This is a genomic window from Rhodococcus sp. 21391, assembly GCF_016772255.1.
GTDB classification, from domain to species: Bacteria; Actinomycetota; Actinomycetes; order Mycobacteriales; family Mycobacteriaceae; genus Rhodococcus_F; species Rhodococcus_F opacus.
The window spans coordinates 1,270,880-1,286,774 of record NZ_CP063781.1; the positions used below are offsets into that span (position 1 = coordinate 1,270,880).

The window sequence follows — 15,895 nt, forward strand, 5'->3', positions numbered from 1 at the left end:
ATCGAGGAACGGATCCGCTGCGTGGAAGCGGCCGGGTTACCCCTCACCCTCTGGTGACTGGTCGCCGAATCGAGTACCCGCGTGAATCCACACCTCAGAGCGGAAGCTGACCACCGCGGCGTAGCGTGCGAAAGGTGTCGCGCACGGGGGCTTCTCCGCGTGCATGCGTTCATCGACGAATCGAAGCGGGGCGAGTACGCCCTGTGTGCGGTGATGGTCGCGTCCGGCGACCTCGCGGCTCTGCGGAAGCAGATGAAGGTGCTCCGCCCGCCGGGCACTCCCGCATTCAATGACCGGCGTCGGGAAGAAGCTGGCACCGAAGATAGTCGCCGAGGTCGCGCGATTGGAGGCGACCAGCCGGATCTATGTGATGAGCTCGCGGAAGGTCAACGAACGCCAGGCCCGCGACGTCACCCTGGCAGCCGCGCTGCGCGACTTGGCGCAGATGCCGGTGACGAAACTTGCACTGGTCACCGGGCTCGGCGCCGTCGGAACCGACACGTATCGGCTGCTGCAGTCAGCAGTGGCCGGTCACCCGGATTTCGCCGGACGCCCCCTTGGCGCCCGGCTCGCACCCGCGGTGTTGCGCAGGCTGGTCCCGAGAGCGGCGAGCACGAAGCTCGCCGCTCTCATCCGTGCTGGTCGGTCGGGGAGGGAGTCGCCCCAGGCGTCACGTGCTCACCGCCCGGTGAGCGCCCGGGCCTGTTCTGTCAAAGCGACTGTCGCCGCACGCAACTCGTCGATCGATTGGAGAGGCTCTGCGTAGCCGACGCGGGTCACGGCCACGCCGCGGGGGGTGGTGACCCGCAGGTCCAGTCCGTAGCGGTCGGCTCCTTCGCAGGTGACCGTCTTCGCGTCGGGGAAGCCGCCGAGCGCCTGGGCCATCGCGCGGAGGGCGTCCGCGTGGTCGGCGTTGAGGTGCTCGATCGCCGGGCCGGCATGCGGGGTGACGGGGTCTGCTGTCGCGGCGGCGTAGGCCTCTTCGCTCGCCGAGTCCATTCGCCCGTAGCCGCCGACCCACCGCACACGCTGCACCCGCAGCACCCAGAGCGAGAAGTCGCTGAAGTCGATGTAGACGTGCGCAGCCGGGACTGCCGCCAGGTGCGCCTCCCGCGCGGCGGCGAGCTCGTCGCCTTCCGGGCGGTAGACGTACCCGGCGAGGGTGATGCGGGTGCTGGCCAGCGGATCGGCGGGCGGGTTCGGCGCGACGATCGCGATGCTGGCGCGGGGATCGTGTGCGAGGTTGCGTCCGTGCTCCGCCATCTGCGACACACACAGCACGGGGGAGCCGTCGAGCAGACCGTAGGTGACGAATGACGCCCACGGGTCGCCGTCCCTGGTCAGGCTGGCGAGGGTGCCTACGTTCGTCGTGGCCGCGACCGTCCGGGCCTCCTCGGCAGCGGATGGGCGGGCCGGGTTGGCGACCTCCTCCAGCGGCGGCGGCACGGTTGGGGCGTCACCGGGATCTCCGTGATCAAGGTTCGTCATTCGTTGAACGGTACCCCGCCGGAAATTGGCGGTGGCATTGCCGTCGACCTGCGCTTACCGTTGAACTGAGGGCTCGATCGCCGAGTGGCTATGCGAGTGCGACCGGGTCCTCGTGAAGCGTGATCGTGGGTGATGCGAGATGACCGCGTTGGGCGTGCTGGCGCTGGTGCTGGGTGTGCTGTTGATCGTCGTGGAGGCACACGCACCGACCGCGGGTGTGCTCGGCGGGCTCGGCGCACTGTTCGTCGGGGCCGGGGTGTGGCTGCTGTTCACGTCCAGTGACACCGCGCAGATGATCGCCATCCCAGCGGCCGCTGGAGTTGCGGTAGTCGGTGTGGGTCTCGCTGTGGTGGGTGGCCGGAAGGCGCTCGCCGCCGGGCACGCGCCCGTGCGCACCGGAATGCAATCCCTCATCGGATCCGACGCCACCGTCCGCAACTGGAAGGGACGGCAAGGCCAGGTCGAGGCAGCCGGCAGCCTGTGGAAGGCGCAAACCCTGTTCGGGGACGACGAGACACCGACCGCGGGCGACTCCGTGATCGTCGAGCAGATCCGCGGACTCACCCTCACCGTGCGCCGCCGCGAACCATGGGAGCTGGAGATATGACCACCATCATCGTCATCCTGTGCGTCGTCATCACCCTCCTCGCCGTCCTCGCGAGCAGCTCGATCCGGGTACTGCGCGAGTACGAGCGGGCCGTCGTGTTCCGGCTGGGCCGGCTGGTCGACCTGAAGGGCCCGGGACTGGTGCTGCTGATCCCGGCGATCGACCGGATGGAACGGGTCAGCTTGCGGACCGTGACCCTCAAGATCCCCGTCCAGGAAGTGATCACCCACGACAACGTGCCTGCCAAGGTCACCGCCGTCGCCTACTTCCGTGTGGTCGACGCCGACCGGGCGATCGTCGAGGTCGAGGACTTCCTGGCCGCCACCCTGCAGATCGCCCAGACCACTCTGCGCTCGATTCTCGGCAAGGCCGACCTCGACGCCCTGCTGGGCGAGCGGGAACGCCTCAACGAGGACCTGCAGAAGGTGATCGACCAGCAGACCGAGCCGTGGGGTGTGAAGGTCACCACCGTCGAGATCAAGGACGTCGAGATCCCCGCCAACATGCAGCGGGCCATCGCCCGGCAGGCCGAGGCGGAACGCGAGCGTCGCGCCAAGATCATCAACGCCGAAGCCGAGTTCCAGGCCTCCGCGAAACTCGTCGAGGCCGCCGACGTCATCAGCCGCAACCCCACCACCCTGCAGCTGCGCTACCTGCAGACCCTCAGCGCCATGGGCGGCGAGAACAACTCGACCGTCGTCTTCCCGATGCCCCTTGACCTGGTCCGCCCGTTCCTCACCGCGGCCAAGGACGCGGCAGCGACGGACGACGGCGACGAGTGCGCCCGGTTCGAGGCCCAGGCCAACCTCGCCGCGATGATCCCGCCCGCCGGTCCGGAGGCGCGCGCACCGCACCACGCACGAAACTGACGTCGTGCCCCACCGTTCACCGTCCGGCCACCGCGCGTGCCCCGGGAGGTGACCGGAGTGCGCTTGGCTAGGGTGGACAAACAGTGGCGTCCACCCGGGCACCTGCCCCCGTCGGGGCGAGCGGAAGCGAGAGACCGATGAGCGGCACCGAGGCAGCCGACATACGGACGGCCGAGTATCCGCGACCGTCACATTTCGTGCTGCACCTCAGCGACACCCATCTCGTCGACGACGACCTGTTGTACGGGGCCGTCGACAGCGAGGCCACCCTGCGGCAGATCTTCACCGAGATCGAGTCGTCGCACGCCCGCCCGGACGCCCTGGTGTTCACCGGCGACCTCACCGACCGCGGTCAGCCGGGCGCCTACGAGAAGCTGCGGGCGATCGTCGAACCGGTGGCCGCGTCGCTCGGTGCGCAGGTGATCTGGGCGATGGGCAACCACGACGATCGCGGCCACTTCCGGACGGAACTGCTCGGGCAGGAACCGTCGTACGAGCCGATCGACCACGTCTACGACGTCGACGGACTGCGCATCGTCACCCTCGACACGACCGTGCCCGGACATCACCACGGGGAGATCTCCGAGAGCCAATTGATTTGGCTGGCACAGCAGCTCGCGGTTCCGGCGCCGCACGGAACCATCCTGGCGCTGCATCATCCGCCGGTGCCGTGCGTCCTCGACCTGGCGGTGCTGGTGGAACTGCGTGACCAGCCGCGTCTCGCCGACGTGCTCCGCGGCAGCGACGTCCGGTCGATCCTCGCGGGACATCTGCACTATTCGACGACGGCGACGTTCGCGGGCATCCCTGTCTCCGTCGCGTCGGCGACCTGCTACACCCAGGACCTCAACGTCCCGGCCGGGGCGCTGCGGGGACGGGACGGTGCTCAGGGCTACAACCTTGTGCACGTGTACCCGGAGACGATCGTGCATTCGGTGGTCCCGATGGGCAGCTACGACACCGTCGGCGAATACGTCACCGCCGAGGAAACCGGGCAGCGGCTCGCGGCCGAGGGCGTGCGGATCCCGGACGCCGGGGAGCAGGCCGTCATGCGGGTGCGGGTGTAGTCAGCCCCTGCGCGGGAACTTCTCCCGGTACGCCATGACGTCGGAGAGCCGGAACCGGCGGTGGGTGCCGCGCATCTCGATGGGCAGGGCGCCGGAGTCGGCGAGCCGGCGCACGTAGGTGTCGGAGACGCCGAGGATCTCCGCGGCCTGCGACGTGGTGAGCAGGTCCGCGACCGCCCCGAGCGCCACACTCTGCCCGTCGGCGAGCAGGGTGAGCAGTTCGAGCACCGCGTCGCGTGCGGGGTCGGGCAGCACCGTTCCGTCGAGGGTGACGATCGGCGACCCGTCGAGGGCGGTTCGGAGCTCGGCCGCGACCGTCGAGTCGAGCGCGGAAACGATGTGGTCGATGCTCATGGGTCCACGATCTCATGAGCCCGGACGGCGAGGCCTCGCGGCGGTAGTCTTGCTGTGTGGACGAATTGCACGATCCCGACGCCTTCGAACTCGCGCGTGCCGGCCAGATCGACGTGACAGCCGAGATAGACGAGATCGGGGAGTTGCTGCGTAAGTCCGGCCGCAAACACGCCATCGACGAGACCGACGAGCCGTGGCGGCACGGCTACCCGTACGACGAGAAGATGACCCGGCGGCAGTACGAGAACCGCAAGCGGAAACTGCAGATCGAGCTGCTCAAGTTCCAGGCGTGGGTGAAGGAGAACGGCGAGAAGGTCGTCGTCATCTTCGAGGGCCGGGACGCGGCCGGCAAGGGTGGCGCGATCAAGCGGTTCACCGAACACCTCAACCCTCGTGGCGCGCGGGTGGTGGCGCTGGAGAAGCCCACCGAACGCGAACGCACCCAGTGGTACTTCCAGCGGTACGTCCAGCACCTGCCCGCGGGCGGGGAGATCGTGATGATGGACCGCTCCTGGTACAACCGGGCCGGCGTCGAACGCGTCATGGGCTACTGCACCCCCAACGAGTACCTGGAGTTCACCCGGTCTGCGCCGGAGTTCGAGCGGATGCTCGTGCAGTCGGGCATCCACATCATCAAGTTCTGGTTCTCGGTCGGCCGCGAGGAGCAGCACGCCCGGTTCGTCGCCCGCAGCACCGACCCGGTCAAGCAGTGGAAGCTGTCGCCCACCGACCTCGCGAGCCTCGACAAGTGGGACGCCTACACCGAGGCCAAAGACGCGATGCTCTTCTACACCGACACCCCGCACGCGCCGTGGACGGTCGTGAAATCAAACGACAAGAAGCGCGCCCGGATCGAGGCGATCCGCTGGGTGCTCCACAAATTCGACTACACCGGCAGAGACCCGCGGGTGGTCGGCACCCCCGATCCGCTCCTCATCGGTTCTCCCGCAACGGTCTACGACGAGGGCGAGCGTCCGACCGACGCGTTTCCCGCCGTCTGATCAGACCCCGGTCTCCCACGGTGCCGGGATCGGGAAGTAGTTCTCCAGGAACTGCGTCACCTTCCTGGTCCGCAACTCCAGGTCGATCTCGGGTGCGCTGCCGTCGTTGAGGCAGAAGAAGTCCATCGACCGCTTCGCGAGCAACGAGTCCATGTCGCGGAGCCCCGACTTCATCGTCGTGTCGACGTACTTCACCCGCGCCGCCGTCTGCACCACCGCGCGGCCACTCATCAACGCGTAGTAGTGATACAGCGAGTTCGTCACCGAAATGTTGGAGCTGGCGCGGAAAGTGCTTGCGGCCGTGGCGGCGAACTCGTCGGGGAACTCCTTCTCCATCTCCTCCATGACGCTCTTGCGGAGCGGGGTGGCGGCGTGTTCGAGGTGCCGGGTAGTCATCAGACCGAAGCGGTCCTGCAGCAGCCGGCGATTCACGCGGGCCGCGTTCTCGAAGCCGCTGCGCTCGTCGTCGTTGTGGCCCAACCCGATTCGGGTGGTCGCCTCGATGAACATCGTGATGCCGCCGGGGGAGAAGAACATCTGCGGACCCACCGAGCGGCCGAAGAACATGTCGTCGTTGGAATACAGGAAATGCTCGGCGAGACCGGGGATGTGGTGCAGCTGGCTCTCGACGGCCTGCGAATTGTGCGTGGGCAGCACTGACGGGTCGGCGAAGAACTCCTCGCTCGGCATGAACGTCACCCGCGGGTCGTCGGCGAGCCACGCGGGACGGTCGGAGTCGGTGGCGACGAAGATGCGACGGATCCACGGCGCGTACATATGCACCGAGCGCAGCGCGTACTTCAGCTCGTCGATCTGCCGGAACCGGGCGGCAGAATCGTCACCCTCACCGACCACGTAGCTCTGCATCCGCTTGGCCCGCTGCGCCTGGAACTCCGCCGACGACCCGTCCACCCAGGAGAACACCAGGTCGACGTCGAAATTGATGTCCGACGCATGGTCGGCGAACATGTTCTCGATGGTGGGCCACACCCGCCCGAACCGCTCGACGGTGCCGCGGACCGCCTCCTCCGAGCGCACCACCCGCCGGGTCAGGGAGTTCTCCATCGGCAGCACGATCTCGTCGTCGCTGATCGACCACAACTCGATCTGCACGCCCGTCGACGCCCCGTAACTCAGGCCGCTGGCCAGGTGCACACGCGGACGGAACAGCCGGAAGATGCGGGCCTTCGACGTCGCGGACAGGCTGCCGTCGGACACCAGGACCGCGGGACCCTTGGCGTCGACGGTCTTGGAGTAGAACGGACGGTCCTCGCACGCGGCGACCAATGCCGCCCGCAACGCCTTGCGCTGCGCCCAGTTGACCGCGATGACCGGGCGTTCGTCGTTGCCCCGCACCAGCAGGTACTCGATCCCGGCGCCGTCGAGGACGTCGCGGACGAACAGCAGATCCTCGACCATCGCCTCGTGCGGCGTGGTGTGCGTGATCGGCAGCGCGAAGCGGCCCTTGAACCGGACCACGTCGGCGCGGTCGCGCAACCTCGACGCCGCGGCGGCGGAGGCATGGGCAACGGCGTCCGCGGTCTCCTGCTCCGGGGGTACGAAGTAGACGTCATGCGGGGCGGAGGATTGAGTAATGTCGGGCCTTTCGGTGGCTGTCGCGAGTGCGATCCTGCCCAGTCTAGGCGCTGCGGTGCGGCTACCGCCTTCGAGTAAGCGTCGGACGCGAAGTACCATGTCGGACGCTTCCCGGCCGGAATCTGCTAGGAAGGACCCATGGCCGATCGCACCGGGGACATCAACGCAACTGATCGGGATGCCTGTCAGGCTTTCGAGGACGTCGTCGCGCTCCTGAACTATCCGATGTTCGTGGTGACCACACGGTCGGAAGACGAGATGTCGGGGTGCCTCGTCGGGTTCGCGTCGCAGGTCAGCATCAACCCCCCGCGCTTCCTGGTCGGACTGTCCAACAAGAATCACACCTTCTCGGTGGCCTCGCACGCGGAGCGTCTGGCGGTTCACCTCCTGACCCGTGACCACGTCGCGCTCGCGACGCTCTTCGGCGCGCAGACCGGGGACGAGATCGACAAGTTCGCCCGATGCGACTGGCATCCCGGCCCGCACGGGCTGCCGATCCTGGACGATTCACCGGCATGGTTCAGCGGCCGAATCCTCGAACGACTCGAACTGGGTGACCACGTCGCGTTCCTCCTCGCCCCGGAGACCGGATCCGCCCCGGACGACCTCGGTCAGCTGGTCACCTTCTCCGACGTGCGCGACCTCGAACCCGGGCACGAGGCGTGATGCCGCAGATGCGCACGCTGAGCAGCGGTGCCGACGAGGTGTCGGCGGAAGAGTTCTACCGCGACCCACCGGACGGGGTTCGGGTGAACATGGTCGCCAGCCTGGACGGTGCGGCGGCCTTTGGCGGACGCGTTCGGCCCCTGTCCGACCAGGTGGATCACCAACTCCTGCGTGCGATGCGTGCGTATGCCGACGTGGTTCTGGTCGGGGCCGGCACCGTCCGCGCCGAAACGTACGGACCGGTGCAGCTGACGGAGGAACAGGCTCGCTATCGACTCGAACGGTGGGGACTCGACACACCACCGCCGATCGCCGTCGTCACACGAACGGGCAACCTTCCGCCGGATTCGCCATTGTTCGCCGGTCGTGTCAGGCCGATCGTCGTCACCACCCGACGAGTCGCAGAAGCCCGGGGGGCAACACTCGGGGAATCAGCGGACATCGTGATTGCCGGTGACGACCGCGTCGAGATGCCCACCCTCATCGCCGCTCTGCGAGACCGCGGGTTCGGCCGCATCCTGTGCGAGGGCGGCCCCACCCTCCTCCACGATCTCGTCACACACGATCTGGTCGACGAGATGTGCCTGACCCTCGCCCCACGACTGGCCGGTCCGCAAACGCTGTCCGCATCGTCTGGCCCGACAGTGCAAGCGCCGCGGACACTTTCACTCGAGCGTGCTCTGATCAACGACGACTTTCTCTACCTGCGCTACGGCCGGAAAACGCAGCGCGACTGACGCACTGCCGTCAGTCCAGGACGGTGAAGAACGAGTCGCCGTCCTCCGCGGACCCGTCGATCTGCCCCCGGTCGGTGCGCGAGTCCTGCACGATGACGCCTTCGACCACGTCGGCGTGTTTGTTTCCGAACACCGGAATGTCGATCTCCTCGTCGTCGATGACACGGTCGACGTCCTCGGTCAGCTGGTCGTCGGGGAGATCCGCCAACGACACCTCGCTCTGCTCCTCGAGCATCACGTCGGGCTCTTCCTCGGACAACTTCTCGTCGAGGGACTCACCCTCCCGCTCCTCGCGCGCCGTGGTGCCGAACTTGTCGGCCTCACTCCACCCGTCGGGCGGATCGACGACGTCGTCGCCGTCGTTGTTGCGCACGTCGTCGGAGTCCAGGCTCTCGCTGGGGCTCAGCGTGTCACCGGGCCCGTCTTCGATACTCATACGCATCAAATGCCCAGATCACGCGTTGTTGAAACTTCGATCGATCGAGATCAGGCGACGACCGGAGCACTCCGCAACGTCTCGAGCGCCGCGATCTGCGCCGGCGACCACGGCGCCGAGTTCAGGCGACTCGAATCGAGGTGCACGAGTACGACGGTCAGCTCCGCAGCTTGCACGCCGTCCTGGTGGAGGGTGATCAGGAGGGTCAGCGAGGTGGTACCGATCCGGTTCAGGGTGACGACCACGTCCGCGTCCCCGGTGAACAGTTCGCGTCCGAAGTTGCTGACGACGTTCACCACGGCGGTCTGCGTGACCGGGTCGAGCAGGTCGCCGCACGCCTCGTCGAGCGCCCGATTCCACGCCGCGCCCGCCGCCTCGTGCGCGCAGTAGAACGGCACATGGCGGCTCACGGACGCCGACGCGTCCGGCCCGGAGTTGTTCCGCAGCGCAATCGTGTAACGAGGCATGGATCGGACATTACCCAGGGGCAACGGTCACCACGCGCCCGGGGACTACTGACCCGGACCGACTGCAGCGAGGAGTCTCTCCAGGGCGTACGGCCAGGGTATGCGTTCCTGCTCCAGGCGGAGATCGTCCTCGCGCAGGGACTGCAGGGCGGCGGCTTCGGATTCGGTGAGATGGGATACCTCGTTGAAGGTGGGCTTGTGCTCGCGGACCGCGAGGGTCCGCCACCGATCCAGGGTGTCCATGTCCATCAACAGACTCCGCACGTGCGGAAGATGTCGGCGCAGACGGTCGAGGATGGCGAAACCGTGACTGTCGAGGTCTCCCCAGTACCAGACCTCCGAGTTGACGACCCACGGGATTCCGGCCAACTCGTGAACCGCGTAGCCGCCACCGTGCAATGCCACCGTTCCCGCCAGCCGAGGTAGCGCATACAGACCCTCTTTGTTCTCGAGAATCAGAGTCCGAGCCGGGGTCAGCGGCAAGGCGGTGAGTTCCTCGAGCGAGGTGGCGAAGCGCCTCGGAGTTCCGATCAGTAGATCGGGATCGCACAGTGCGACGTCGCGCAGGCCGGGCAGGCGCCGGATACCGAGATCCCGGTTGCCGCGAACGCCCTCGACCAGAGTCTCCACCATTCCGTGGTGACGTGAGAGCCATTTCGTGTCCACACCCGGAACGGGAAGCTGACGAATGAAATACCCGGAGTTCGGATGGTCGCTCAACCACCGCGCAATGGTTGTCAGCCTGACGAAGTCGTCGTCGTCCAGGTCGAGCCAATTCGCCGCGGTCGCGGCGACCGCTGCCGACAACGTTTCGGTGCCGGGACCAAGGCGGTCGACAAGTACGTCACGACGAATCATCAGGGCGCGCCATTCGGTTTCGCGGCCACCCGCAGACGCAATCTGGCCGGCCCCGGCCAGTGTCAGCCGCACCGGCACCTCCTGTGTGCCGAAGCTCGGCCACCGGCGCATCGCCCACTCCACGTGGCCCGCGCCGGTGTAGACGCGCCAGGAGCGTACCCAGGCGACAACCGTGTCAGGATCCTCGGCGATCTGTTGCTCGGACGGCGGATGCAGGGCAACCGTCAGTGAATCCTGTTCGGCAAGTGACGGGTCGGCCAGCCAGCGACTTCGGCGGCTGCGGTAGGTGGTCAGCGCTTTCGCCGCGGATGCGGGCGGCAGAACACACCGCACACTCATGTAGCGCCCACGTCGTCGAATTCGATGAGGCTGAGTTCGGTGTGCATCCGGTCACGGATACTCACGGTCACAGCGCCACCGATGTACTCCTCGAGGGTGCCGAGCAACTTGAGTGGGGTCGCGAGCACCATGTGAAAACCGAACTGGGCGAACACGTCCAGGGCTCGGCGTGTGTACGCGGAATCGGCACGGTCGAACGCCTCATCCAGGATGACGGTGCCGTATCGGGGAAGGTCTGCGCCGTCGGGAGCGAGCTGATACCGCAACGCCGCTGCCAGGCAGAAGAACACGAGCTTCTGTGCCTGACCGCCAGACAATCCCGAGCTCGAATCGTGGTAGTTGCGAGCCTCTCCGGCACCGTCGACCTCCACGCCGATGAACCCGACATGCACGCGAGTGTCCAGGACCTGGCGCTGCCAGCGCTGATCCGCGGGTTCCTTCGATGCCAGACGCTCCAGCACAACCGCCATCCGCTCGAATCTCTCCTCGGCCGCGGGACGCTGCTCGACGTTCCATCCACCACTCGTGATCCGGGTCAGGTCGTCGAGGAAATCGGCCGCCGCCGGCGAACGTCGCTCGCGGACGTCGATGCGCAACCACCGATCGGTGTCGAACGCCGAGCGGTGCAGTGAGTCGTTCACCGGGTCGATGCGGGAACGGATCTCCGCGGGCGCCTTACGGATCGTGCGAGCGAGTTCGCCGATGTTGCGGTGGGACTGGTCGTGCAGCAACTGGAAGAACCGATCTTCGAACCGGGGAAGACCGTCGGAGCGCAGGCGTTGGAGGATTTTCAATGCGTCGTCGACATATTCGGCATCAATCCTCAACTCACCGCCGCGGGACTCCCATCGCGCCAGATACTGGGAGAGGATCCTGACGATCGACGCGTCGGCGGCGGACACCGCGTTCTGCGCGTCAGCCCTGTCCTTGCCGATGCCCTGGCCGACCTCGAACAGGGCCTTGTCGATGTTGTCCGACGTGACCCGCCGCGCGAACTTCTGGAATCGCGCCTTGATCCGTGCGGCGACTGCCGCGGGAGCCGCATCTTTCCCGTCGAGTTCGGCCTGCGCGATCCGCGTCTCGAGTTCTGTTACCGCAGTTCGGTGCACCGTCAACGCAGTATCCGCCTGACGCCGGGCTGCGTCGGCCTCGTTCTCCGCCTTCTTGGCGAGCTCGAGGGCGACCGACACCGCAGAATGCTCCGGGTTGTCCTGCTGCCATGATTCGAGACGGCTGTCGACAGCGTCGACGGCAGCCTGCGCACCGCTCACGTCGACGTCCACCCACTGAGCATCGAGGACTGTCTGTGCTGCGCGGTTCTGGACGGCGATCTGCTGGTCCTCACGGTCCAGCGCGTCGAGTCGGCTCGTCGCACCTGCGATCGTGACATCGAGATCTGCGATTCGCCGGCGAATGTCCTCGAGTTTGGCTTCGTTGTCGAATCCGAGAACCCACCGCCGGCGATCGTCGATGCGGCTGCGGTCATCCTTCTCGTGTCGCTCCGCGGAGTGCTTGACCTGCCCGGCGCGTGTCACGGCGCGCGAGTGATCCGTGAATTCGGCAGCGGTGTCGACGCATGCATAGTCGTAGCGGTCGGCGAGATGGTGATGGATCCACGCGGCGAGCGGACCGTCGGCGACCTCCACGCGACGCACCAGCGATAACGCCCCGGTCTTCGGCACCGCCGACGGTGTGACGCCCACCCGCACTCGGCGATACACCAGGCGCGCGCCGAGGTGGGTGGCATCGACGGCCGCGGCAACCGTCGGATACACGTCGTCCGGGACGAGCAGGGTACGGCCGAGGCCGCCGAGGACTCGCTCTATGGGGCCGGTCCACTCGGAATGCTCGTCCCGCACCGCGATCAACTCGCCGGCGAACGGCACAGCGTCGTCCGAAATGCCCGCGGCGGAACAAATCGACTCGCGGGCACGCAGCAGACCCGGGTCGATATTGGAGCGTCTGCGGGCGACGATCTCACGATCGGTGATCAGCTCGGCGCGCTCCTTCTGTGCGGTGCCGCGCTGTTCGGCGAGCGTGTAGCGGTCACCGAGCCGATCCTCGTGTGCGGTGGTGGCCTGCCGCAACTGGTCCTCGAGTTGCCCGCGCAGTCGCGTGAACTCCTCCGCGGTCTCCGGAACGGTTCCTTCCCAGGCCGACACCGCCTCGGCGATCTGCTGGCGCCTGATTCGGACGCGCGCCAGTGTCTTCAGTTCCGCGTCTCGCTGCGCGTGGAGGGTGGCCAGTCTGCCGCCCCCGATGCCCTCGAGTTTCATGGTCAGATCGAGGGTCTCCTGCCGTGCACGCTCGGCAGCGGCGGTGGCTTCGCTCGCACCCGCCACCAGCAGAGACGTCAGGGCATGGCGTTCAGTGCATTCACCGCGCAGGAGGGACAAGGTCATCTCCGCGTGAACCGCTCCGAGATGCGCGTTCTCCTCGTCCGTGTCGCGCAGGGATTGAAGCCCGCGTTGCCGGGTGTCGGCAAGATCGACGAGCGGTGCGAGCATCTCCACCTGACGCCGCGCGTCGACCACGACGCGGTGCGCCTCCTGCAGGTCGTGGAACTGGTTGACCGCACGTTCGGCCATCGCGAAGGTGTTCGGAGTGTCGAGCATGTAGTCGCGGAACAACTGGTCGAGGCTGCCGAGGCTCTTCGCGGACAAGGTGCGGTGCAGCAGGCGCTGAGCGCCCTCCGACGAGATGCCGAGGCGGGAGCGGAAACTACGGGCGAACGGCCCGTAGGCCGGGCTGACCGTCGACTCCGGCCACCGCTTCCTGATCGCCCTCGTGTCGATGCCGCGCGTCGTGAACGACGTGAAGTCGGTCAGGTCGAGTTCGTGTTCGAGAATCAGATGGAGGTGGGTGACGTCCGCTGCGGCGTTCTGGCCGCGACCCAGATGCATGAGTTTGACGAGGGTGATCGGCGGATCGTCGGTGCCGGCGCGGTAGGTGAGGGCGATCCCGCTCCACGTCGCGCCGGTGCGCAGGTACGAGGCGACCAGACCGTCGGTGTCGGCGCCCGCCTCCCGCCGCCACGCGCCACGGATGTACGTGACGAAGTTGCGTCCCGAGTTCGTGGCCTCCTGCGCGGCCGCGTTGAACCGCAGTTGATTGCCCGGGACGAGCACAGCCGAGATGGCATCGATGAGCGTGGACTTGCCGGAGCCGGAATTGCCGGTGATCAGGAAACCCTTACGGGCCAAGGAAAGATCGTGGTGGCCGTGCAACGTCCCCCAGTTGACGACCTGAACGCGCGCAAGACGGCGTTGACCGGGATGGATCACGGTGTGTCCTCCTCCAGAATGCGCCGAAACTCCACTTCGACCAGAGCGACCTGTTCGGCATCGAACAGCTGCCGCAACACCGGGGAGATTTCCATTCGGTCGTCGGTCGACGTCTTCGTGAGCAGCGAATACTTGTCGAGCTTCTTCCACGACGCGTTGATGCGCTTCGCGTAGCCGGCCGGGTCGGTGTCGCCGGCCGTGCGATACAGCTCGAGCTGTTCGCGCAGTTCGTCGAGGTCGACCATCACCCGTTCGCCGGCTTGCGCGCGCAGCAGTCGTTGGCGCAATGCGAGCAGCATGACGGTGTCCATGAAGGTCAGACGCTCGGTGCGCAGCACCGTGGGGGTATTGGCATTGCCGGTCTCGGCGGGGCGGGTGAACGCCAGCTCGTTCTCGTCGTCGATGACGAGATCGAGGAAGACGTCGGCGAGTCGGGACCGGAGGAGGCGCTCGTCCCGGATCACCGCACGCCACACCTCGGGATGTTTGGCCGCGGTGACGAGAGGGCCCTTGAGTAGCTGCACGAACGCGCGCCGCGTCTCGAGGTCCAGTTCGCCGGCGTCGCCGGGGTATTGGCCGCCGGCCATCGGCTCGTGGGTCATGTCGAGCTCCCCGTGGGTGCGAACGCCGGACGAGCGGTGAACTCGTCGGCGGCAGGATCGAACAGGTGACGACGAATTGTCGCCCGACGCGATACTCCGGCTCCCGAGATCCAGTGGATGTCTTCGGTGCCGTCGATCGCGTGCCCGTGGTGGGTGGCAAGGACCATCAATCCGACTGCGCTCGCGAGTCCTTGGGTGGCAGGGTACTCGCGCAGGACGTCACCGATCGTAGCGCGACCGTGAGCGCGGAGCGTCGCCGCGACGTTGTCGGACAGTTCGTCCATATCGATCTCGGATTCTCGGACGAGCTTTCGAAGTTCATCGAGATCGACGGTACCGGGGTCGTGGGTACGCACCGGCTCGGTGACGAGGTTGTCGGCAGGGTTGTGCAGGCGCAGAGCTGCGACCGATTCGATGCTCATACCGACGCGCACCAGGTCGAGGTCGAGCAGGTCGTAGGGTCGACGACGTGTGGCCACGGCGACAGCACTCTGCTGCGCGCTGCGCAGCAACCGCTGCAGCCGGCGGTGTTCCTCGTAGTGACGCGACTGGACGAAATGACGCAACGACCGGGACAGGGATGTCATCGTCGAATGCACTTCGGAGCCAGCCGTTTCCATCTCGGTCAGTAATGCGCGGAACCGTCGTTTCTGATCGTTGGTCAATTGGGAGGCGAACGGCCGCTGCAGCACTGCATCGATCCACTCGTCGATCTGAGACGACCGGGCCGGATCGAGAATCATGTCGTAGAAGGCAGAGAAGCTGCGGCCGGCATCGGAATCTCCGATCAGGTCGACCCCGCGGAACACATCTCCCAGAGTGTCGCCGCGATCACCGTCGTCATCGAGGATGCGGGCTCGCAGATCACGGTTGAGTTCCTCGAGTTCGGCGCGGACGCGGGCGAAATCGGCGGGGACCTCCGAGGCCAGCGCGAGAATCTCGGCAGAACGCTCGACAGCGCGTTCGCCGTCGAGGACTGGGAAGACTCCCGACTCCACCGCTGCGATCTGCTGATCGATCGACGACCGTTCGGCCAGCAGCGCGGCGAGACGGGTCTCCGCGCGGGGATCGGAATCCCGCGCGAGGGCCTGCAACTGGGTGGAGAGCGTGGTCAGGCGGGATTCGGTCGCCGAACTCGCCTGACTGGTGAAATTCGCGACGAAGGCCATCGCGGCGAACGCGCCCTCCGTCGGTTCCAGAGTCTCCTCACGGGTACCGGCCGCTGCTCGTCGGAGCAGGTATCCGGACCGCACCCACTCGGTGCAATAGGCCTGACCGGTTCGCGGGAAGTCGAGGCCCTCGTCGCGCATGGTCTGAAGATCGGAGTCCAAGCGGGCGAAGAGTTCCGGAGCAGGGAGGCGGCGGGTCCCATGGTCGAAGTGCCGGCCCAACAGCGCCAGAATTGCCGGCGCGGTATCGGCCCGCAGCAACGTCCACGCGGCGTGGTCCTGCCGCAGGCGAAGAAGCCGATGCACGTCGGCGGTGATGGACATCGAGCTCCTCTCGTAGTGGCGATCAGATGGT

At 66.9% G+C, this 15,895-nt stretch carries 15 protein-coding genes; 6 read left to right on the forward strand and 9 right to left on the reverse strand.

The features are described 5' to 3' along the window. Positions 1–678: 678 nt before the first annotated feature. Complete coding sequence (locus GO592_RS05965; RefSeq protein WP_039952799.1) at positions 679–1,488, reverse strand: HugZ family pyridoxamine 5'-phosphate oxidase; 810 nt, start codon at positions 1,486–1,488, stop codon at positions 679–681. A 139-nt stretch (positions 1,489–1,627) separates the two neighbouring features. Between GO592_RS05965 and GO592_RS05970 the strand changes: the two genes are divergently transcribed. The 3 genes from GO592_RS05970 (at position 1,628) to GO592_RS05980 (ending at position 4,031) form a co-directional block, all read left to right on the forward strand. Then, positions 1,628–2,095 (forward strand): NfeD family protein, encoded by a 468-nt coding sequence (locus GO592_RS05970; protein ID WP_007300492.1) that lies wholly within the window; start codon positions 1,628–1,630, stop codon positions 2,093–2,095. Further along, positions 2,092–2,964: a slipin family protein gene (locus GO592_RS05975; RefSeq protein ID WP_007300493.1), complete on the forward strand. Its 873-nt coding sequence runs from the start codon at positions 2,092–2,094 to the stop codon at positions 2,962–2,964. Before GO592_RS05970 ends, GO592_RS05975 begins: the two co-directional genes overlap by 4 nt. A 137-nt stretch (positions 2,965–3,101) precedes the next feature. Further along, complete coding sequence (locus GO592_RS05980) at positions 3,102–4,031, forward strand: phosphodiesterase (protein WP_007300494.1); 930 nt, start codon at positions 3,102–3,104, stop codon at positions 4,029–4,031. Here the strand turns inward: GO592_RS05980 and GO592_RS05985 are convergent, their stop codons facing one another. Beyond that, positions 4,032–4,385, reverse strand: a complete 354-nt coding sequence (locus GO592_RS05985) for a helix-turn-helix domain-containing protein (protein WP_005254082.1) — start codon at positions 4,383–4,385, stop codon at positions 4,032–4,034. A 56-nt stretch (positions 4,386–4,441) separates the two neighbouring features. Here GO592_RS05985 and ppk2 point away from each other — a divergent pair, with 56 nt between their 5' ends. Continuing rightward, positions 4,442–5,386: a polyphosphate kinase 2 gene (gene ppk2 / locus GO592_RS05990; RefSeq protein WP_007300495.1), complete on the forward strand. Its 945-nt coding sequence runs from the start codon at positions 4,442–4,444 to the stop codon at positions 5,384–5,386. Here ppk2 and GO592_RS05995 read toward each other — a convergent pair whose 3' ends face one another. Further along, positions 5,387–7,081, reverse strand: a complete 1,695-nt coding sequence (locus GO592_RS05995; RefSeq protein WP_193385507.1) for a stealth family protein — start codon at positions 7,079–7,081, stop codon at positions 5,387–5,389. Between the two features lie 39 nt (positions 7,082–7,120). Between GO592_RS05995 and GO592_RS06000 the strand changes: the two genes are divergently transcribed. Both GO592_RS06000 and GO592_RS06005 read left to right on the forward strand, forming a co-directional pair. Then, positions 7,121–7,648: a flavin reductase family protein gene (locus tag GO592_RS06000; RefSeq protein ID WP_007300497.1), complete on the forward strand. Its 528-nt coding sequence runs from the start codon at positions 7,121–7,123 to the stop codon at positions 7,646–7,648. Then, the gene (locus tag GO592_RS06005; protein ID WP_007300498.1) at positions 7,648–8,385 is read left to right on the forward strand and encodes a pyrimidine reductase family protein; all 738 of its coding nucleotides are present in this window, start codon (positions 7,648–7,650) and stop codon (positions 8,383–8,385) included. Before GO592_RS06000 ends, GO592_RS06005 begins: the two co-directional genes overlap by 1 nt. Positions 8,386–8,395: 10 nt before the next feature. Here GO592_RS06005 and GO592_RS06010 read toward each other — a convergent pair whose 3' ends face one another. From GO592_RS06010 to GO592_RS06035, 6 genes are read right to left on the reverse strand one after another with little or no spacing between them, the layout of a single operon-like run. Further along, positions 8,396–8,827, reverse strand: coding sequence for a hypothetical protein (locus GO592_RS06010; protein WP_081315412.1), 432 nt, complete (start codon positions 8,825–8,827; stop codon positions 8,396–8,398). A 44-nt stretch (positions 8,828–8,871) separates the two neighbouring features. Continuing rightward, the gene (locus GO592_RS06015) at positions 8,872–9,288 is read right to left on the reverse strand and encodes a hypothetical protein (RefSeq protein ID WP_007300500.1); all 417 of its coding nucleotides are present in this window, start codon (positions 9,286–9,288) and stop codon (positions 8,872–8,874) included. Positions 9,289–9,333: 45 nt separating this feature from the next. Continuing rightward, positions 9,334–10,485 carry a DUF3322 domain-containing protein gene (locus GO592_RS06020; protein ID WP_007300501.1) on the reverse strand — a complete coding sequence of 384 codons (1,152 nt, stop codon included), beginning with the start codon at positions 10,483–10,485 and terminating at the stop codon, positions 9,334–9,336. Next, positions 10,482–13,769 carry an ATP-binding protein gene (locus GO592_RS06025; RefSeq protein ID WP_007300502.1) on the reverse strand — a complete coding sequence of 1,096 codons (3,288 nt, stop codon included), beginning with the start codon at positions 13,767–13,769 and terminating at the stop codon, positions 10,482–10,484. Before GO592_RS06025 ends, GO592_RS06020 begins: the two co-directional genes overlap by 4 nt. After that, positions 13,766–14,371 carry a DUF4194 domain-containing protein gene (locus GO592_RS06030; RefSeq protein WP_007300503.1) on the reverse strand — a complete coding sequence of 202 codons (606 nt, stop codon included), beginning with the start codon at positions 14,369–14,371 and terminating at the stop codon, positions 13,766–13,768. The genes GO592_RS06025 and GO592_RS06030 overlap by 4 nt, the downstream gene beginning before the upstream one ends. Next, positions 14,368–15,864 (reverse strand): DUF3375 domain-containing protein, encoded by a 1,497-nt coding sequence (locus tag GO592_RS06035; RefSeq protein ID WP_007300504.1) that lies wholly within the window; start codon positions 15,862–15,864, stop codon positions 14,368–14,370. The genes GO592_RS06030 and GO592_RS06035 overlap by 4 nt, the downstream gene beginning before the upstream one ends. Positions 15,865–15,895: the final 31 nt, after the last annotated feature.

Excerpts from the sequence above, each read along its gene's own strand:
- GO592_RS05965 (WP_039952799.1), bottom strand. The coding sequence starts at position 1,488 with ATGACGAACCTTGATCACGGAGATCCCGGTGACGCCCCAACCGTGCCG.
- GO592_RS06010 (WP_081315412.1), bottom strand. The coding sequence starts at position 8,827 with ATGCGTATGAGTATCGAAGACGGGCCCGGTGACACGCTGAGCCCCAGC.
- GO592_RS05985 (WP_005254082.1), bottom strand. The coding sequence starts at position 4,385 with ATGAGCATCGACCACATCGTTTCCGCGCTCGACTCGACGGTCGCGGCC.
- GO592_RS06030 (WP_007300503.1), bottom strand. The coding sequence starts at position 14,371 with ATGACCCACGAGCCGATGGCCGGCGGCCAATACCCCGGCGACGCCGGC.
- GO592_RS06020 (WP_007300501.1), bottom strand. The coding sequence starts at position 10,485 with ATGAGTGTGCGGTGTGTTCTGCCGCCCGCATCCGCGGCGAAAGCGCTG.
- GO592_RS05970 (WP_007300492.1), top strand. The coding sequence starts at position 1,628 with ATGACCGCGTTGGGCGTGCTGGCGCTGGTGCTGGGTGTGCTGTTGATC.
- GO592_RS06015 (WP_007300500.1), bottom strand. The coding sequence starts at position 9,288 with ATGCCTCGTTACACGATTGCGCTGCGGAACAACTCCGGGCCGGACGCG.
- GO592_RS05980 (WP_007300494.1), top strand. The coding sequence starts at position 3,102 with ATGAGCGGCACCGAGGCAGCCGACATACGGACGGCCGAGTATCCGCGA.
- GO592_RS05975 (WP_007300493.1), top strand. The coding sequence starts at position 2,092 with ATGACCACCATCATCGTCATCCTGTGCGTCGTCATCACCCTCCTCGCC.
- GO592_RS06005 (WP_007300498.1), top strand. The coding sequence starts at position 7,648 with ATGCCGCAGATGCGCACGCTGAGCAGCGGTGCCGACGAGGTGTCGGCG.
- GO592_RS06035 (WP_007300504.1), bottom strand. The coding sequence starts at position 15,864 with ATGTCCATCACCGCCGACGTGCATCGGCTTCTTCGCCTGCGGCAGGAC.
- GO592_RS06000 (WP_007300497.1), top strand. The coding sequence starts at position 7,121 with ATGGCCGATCGCACCGGGGACATCAACGCAACTGATCGGGATGCCTGT.
- GO592_RS05995 (WP_193385507.1), bottom strand. The coding sequence starts at position 7,081 with ATGGTACTTCGCGTCCGACGCTTACTCGAAGGCGGTAGCCGCACCGCA.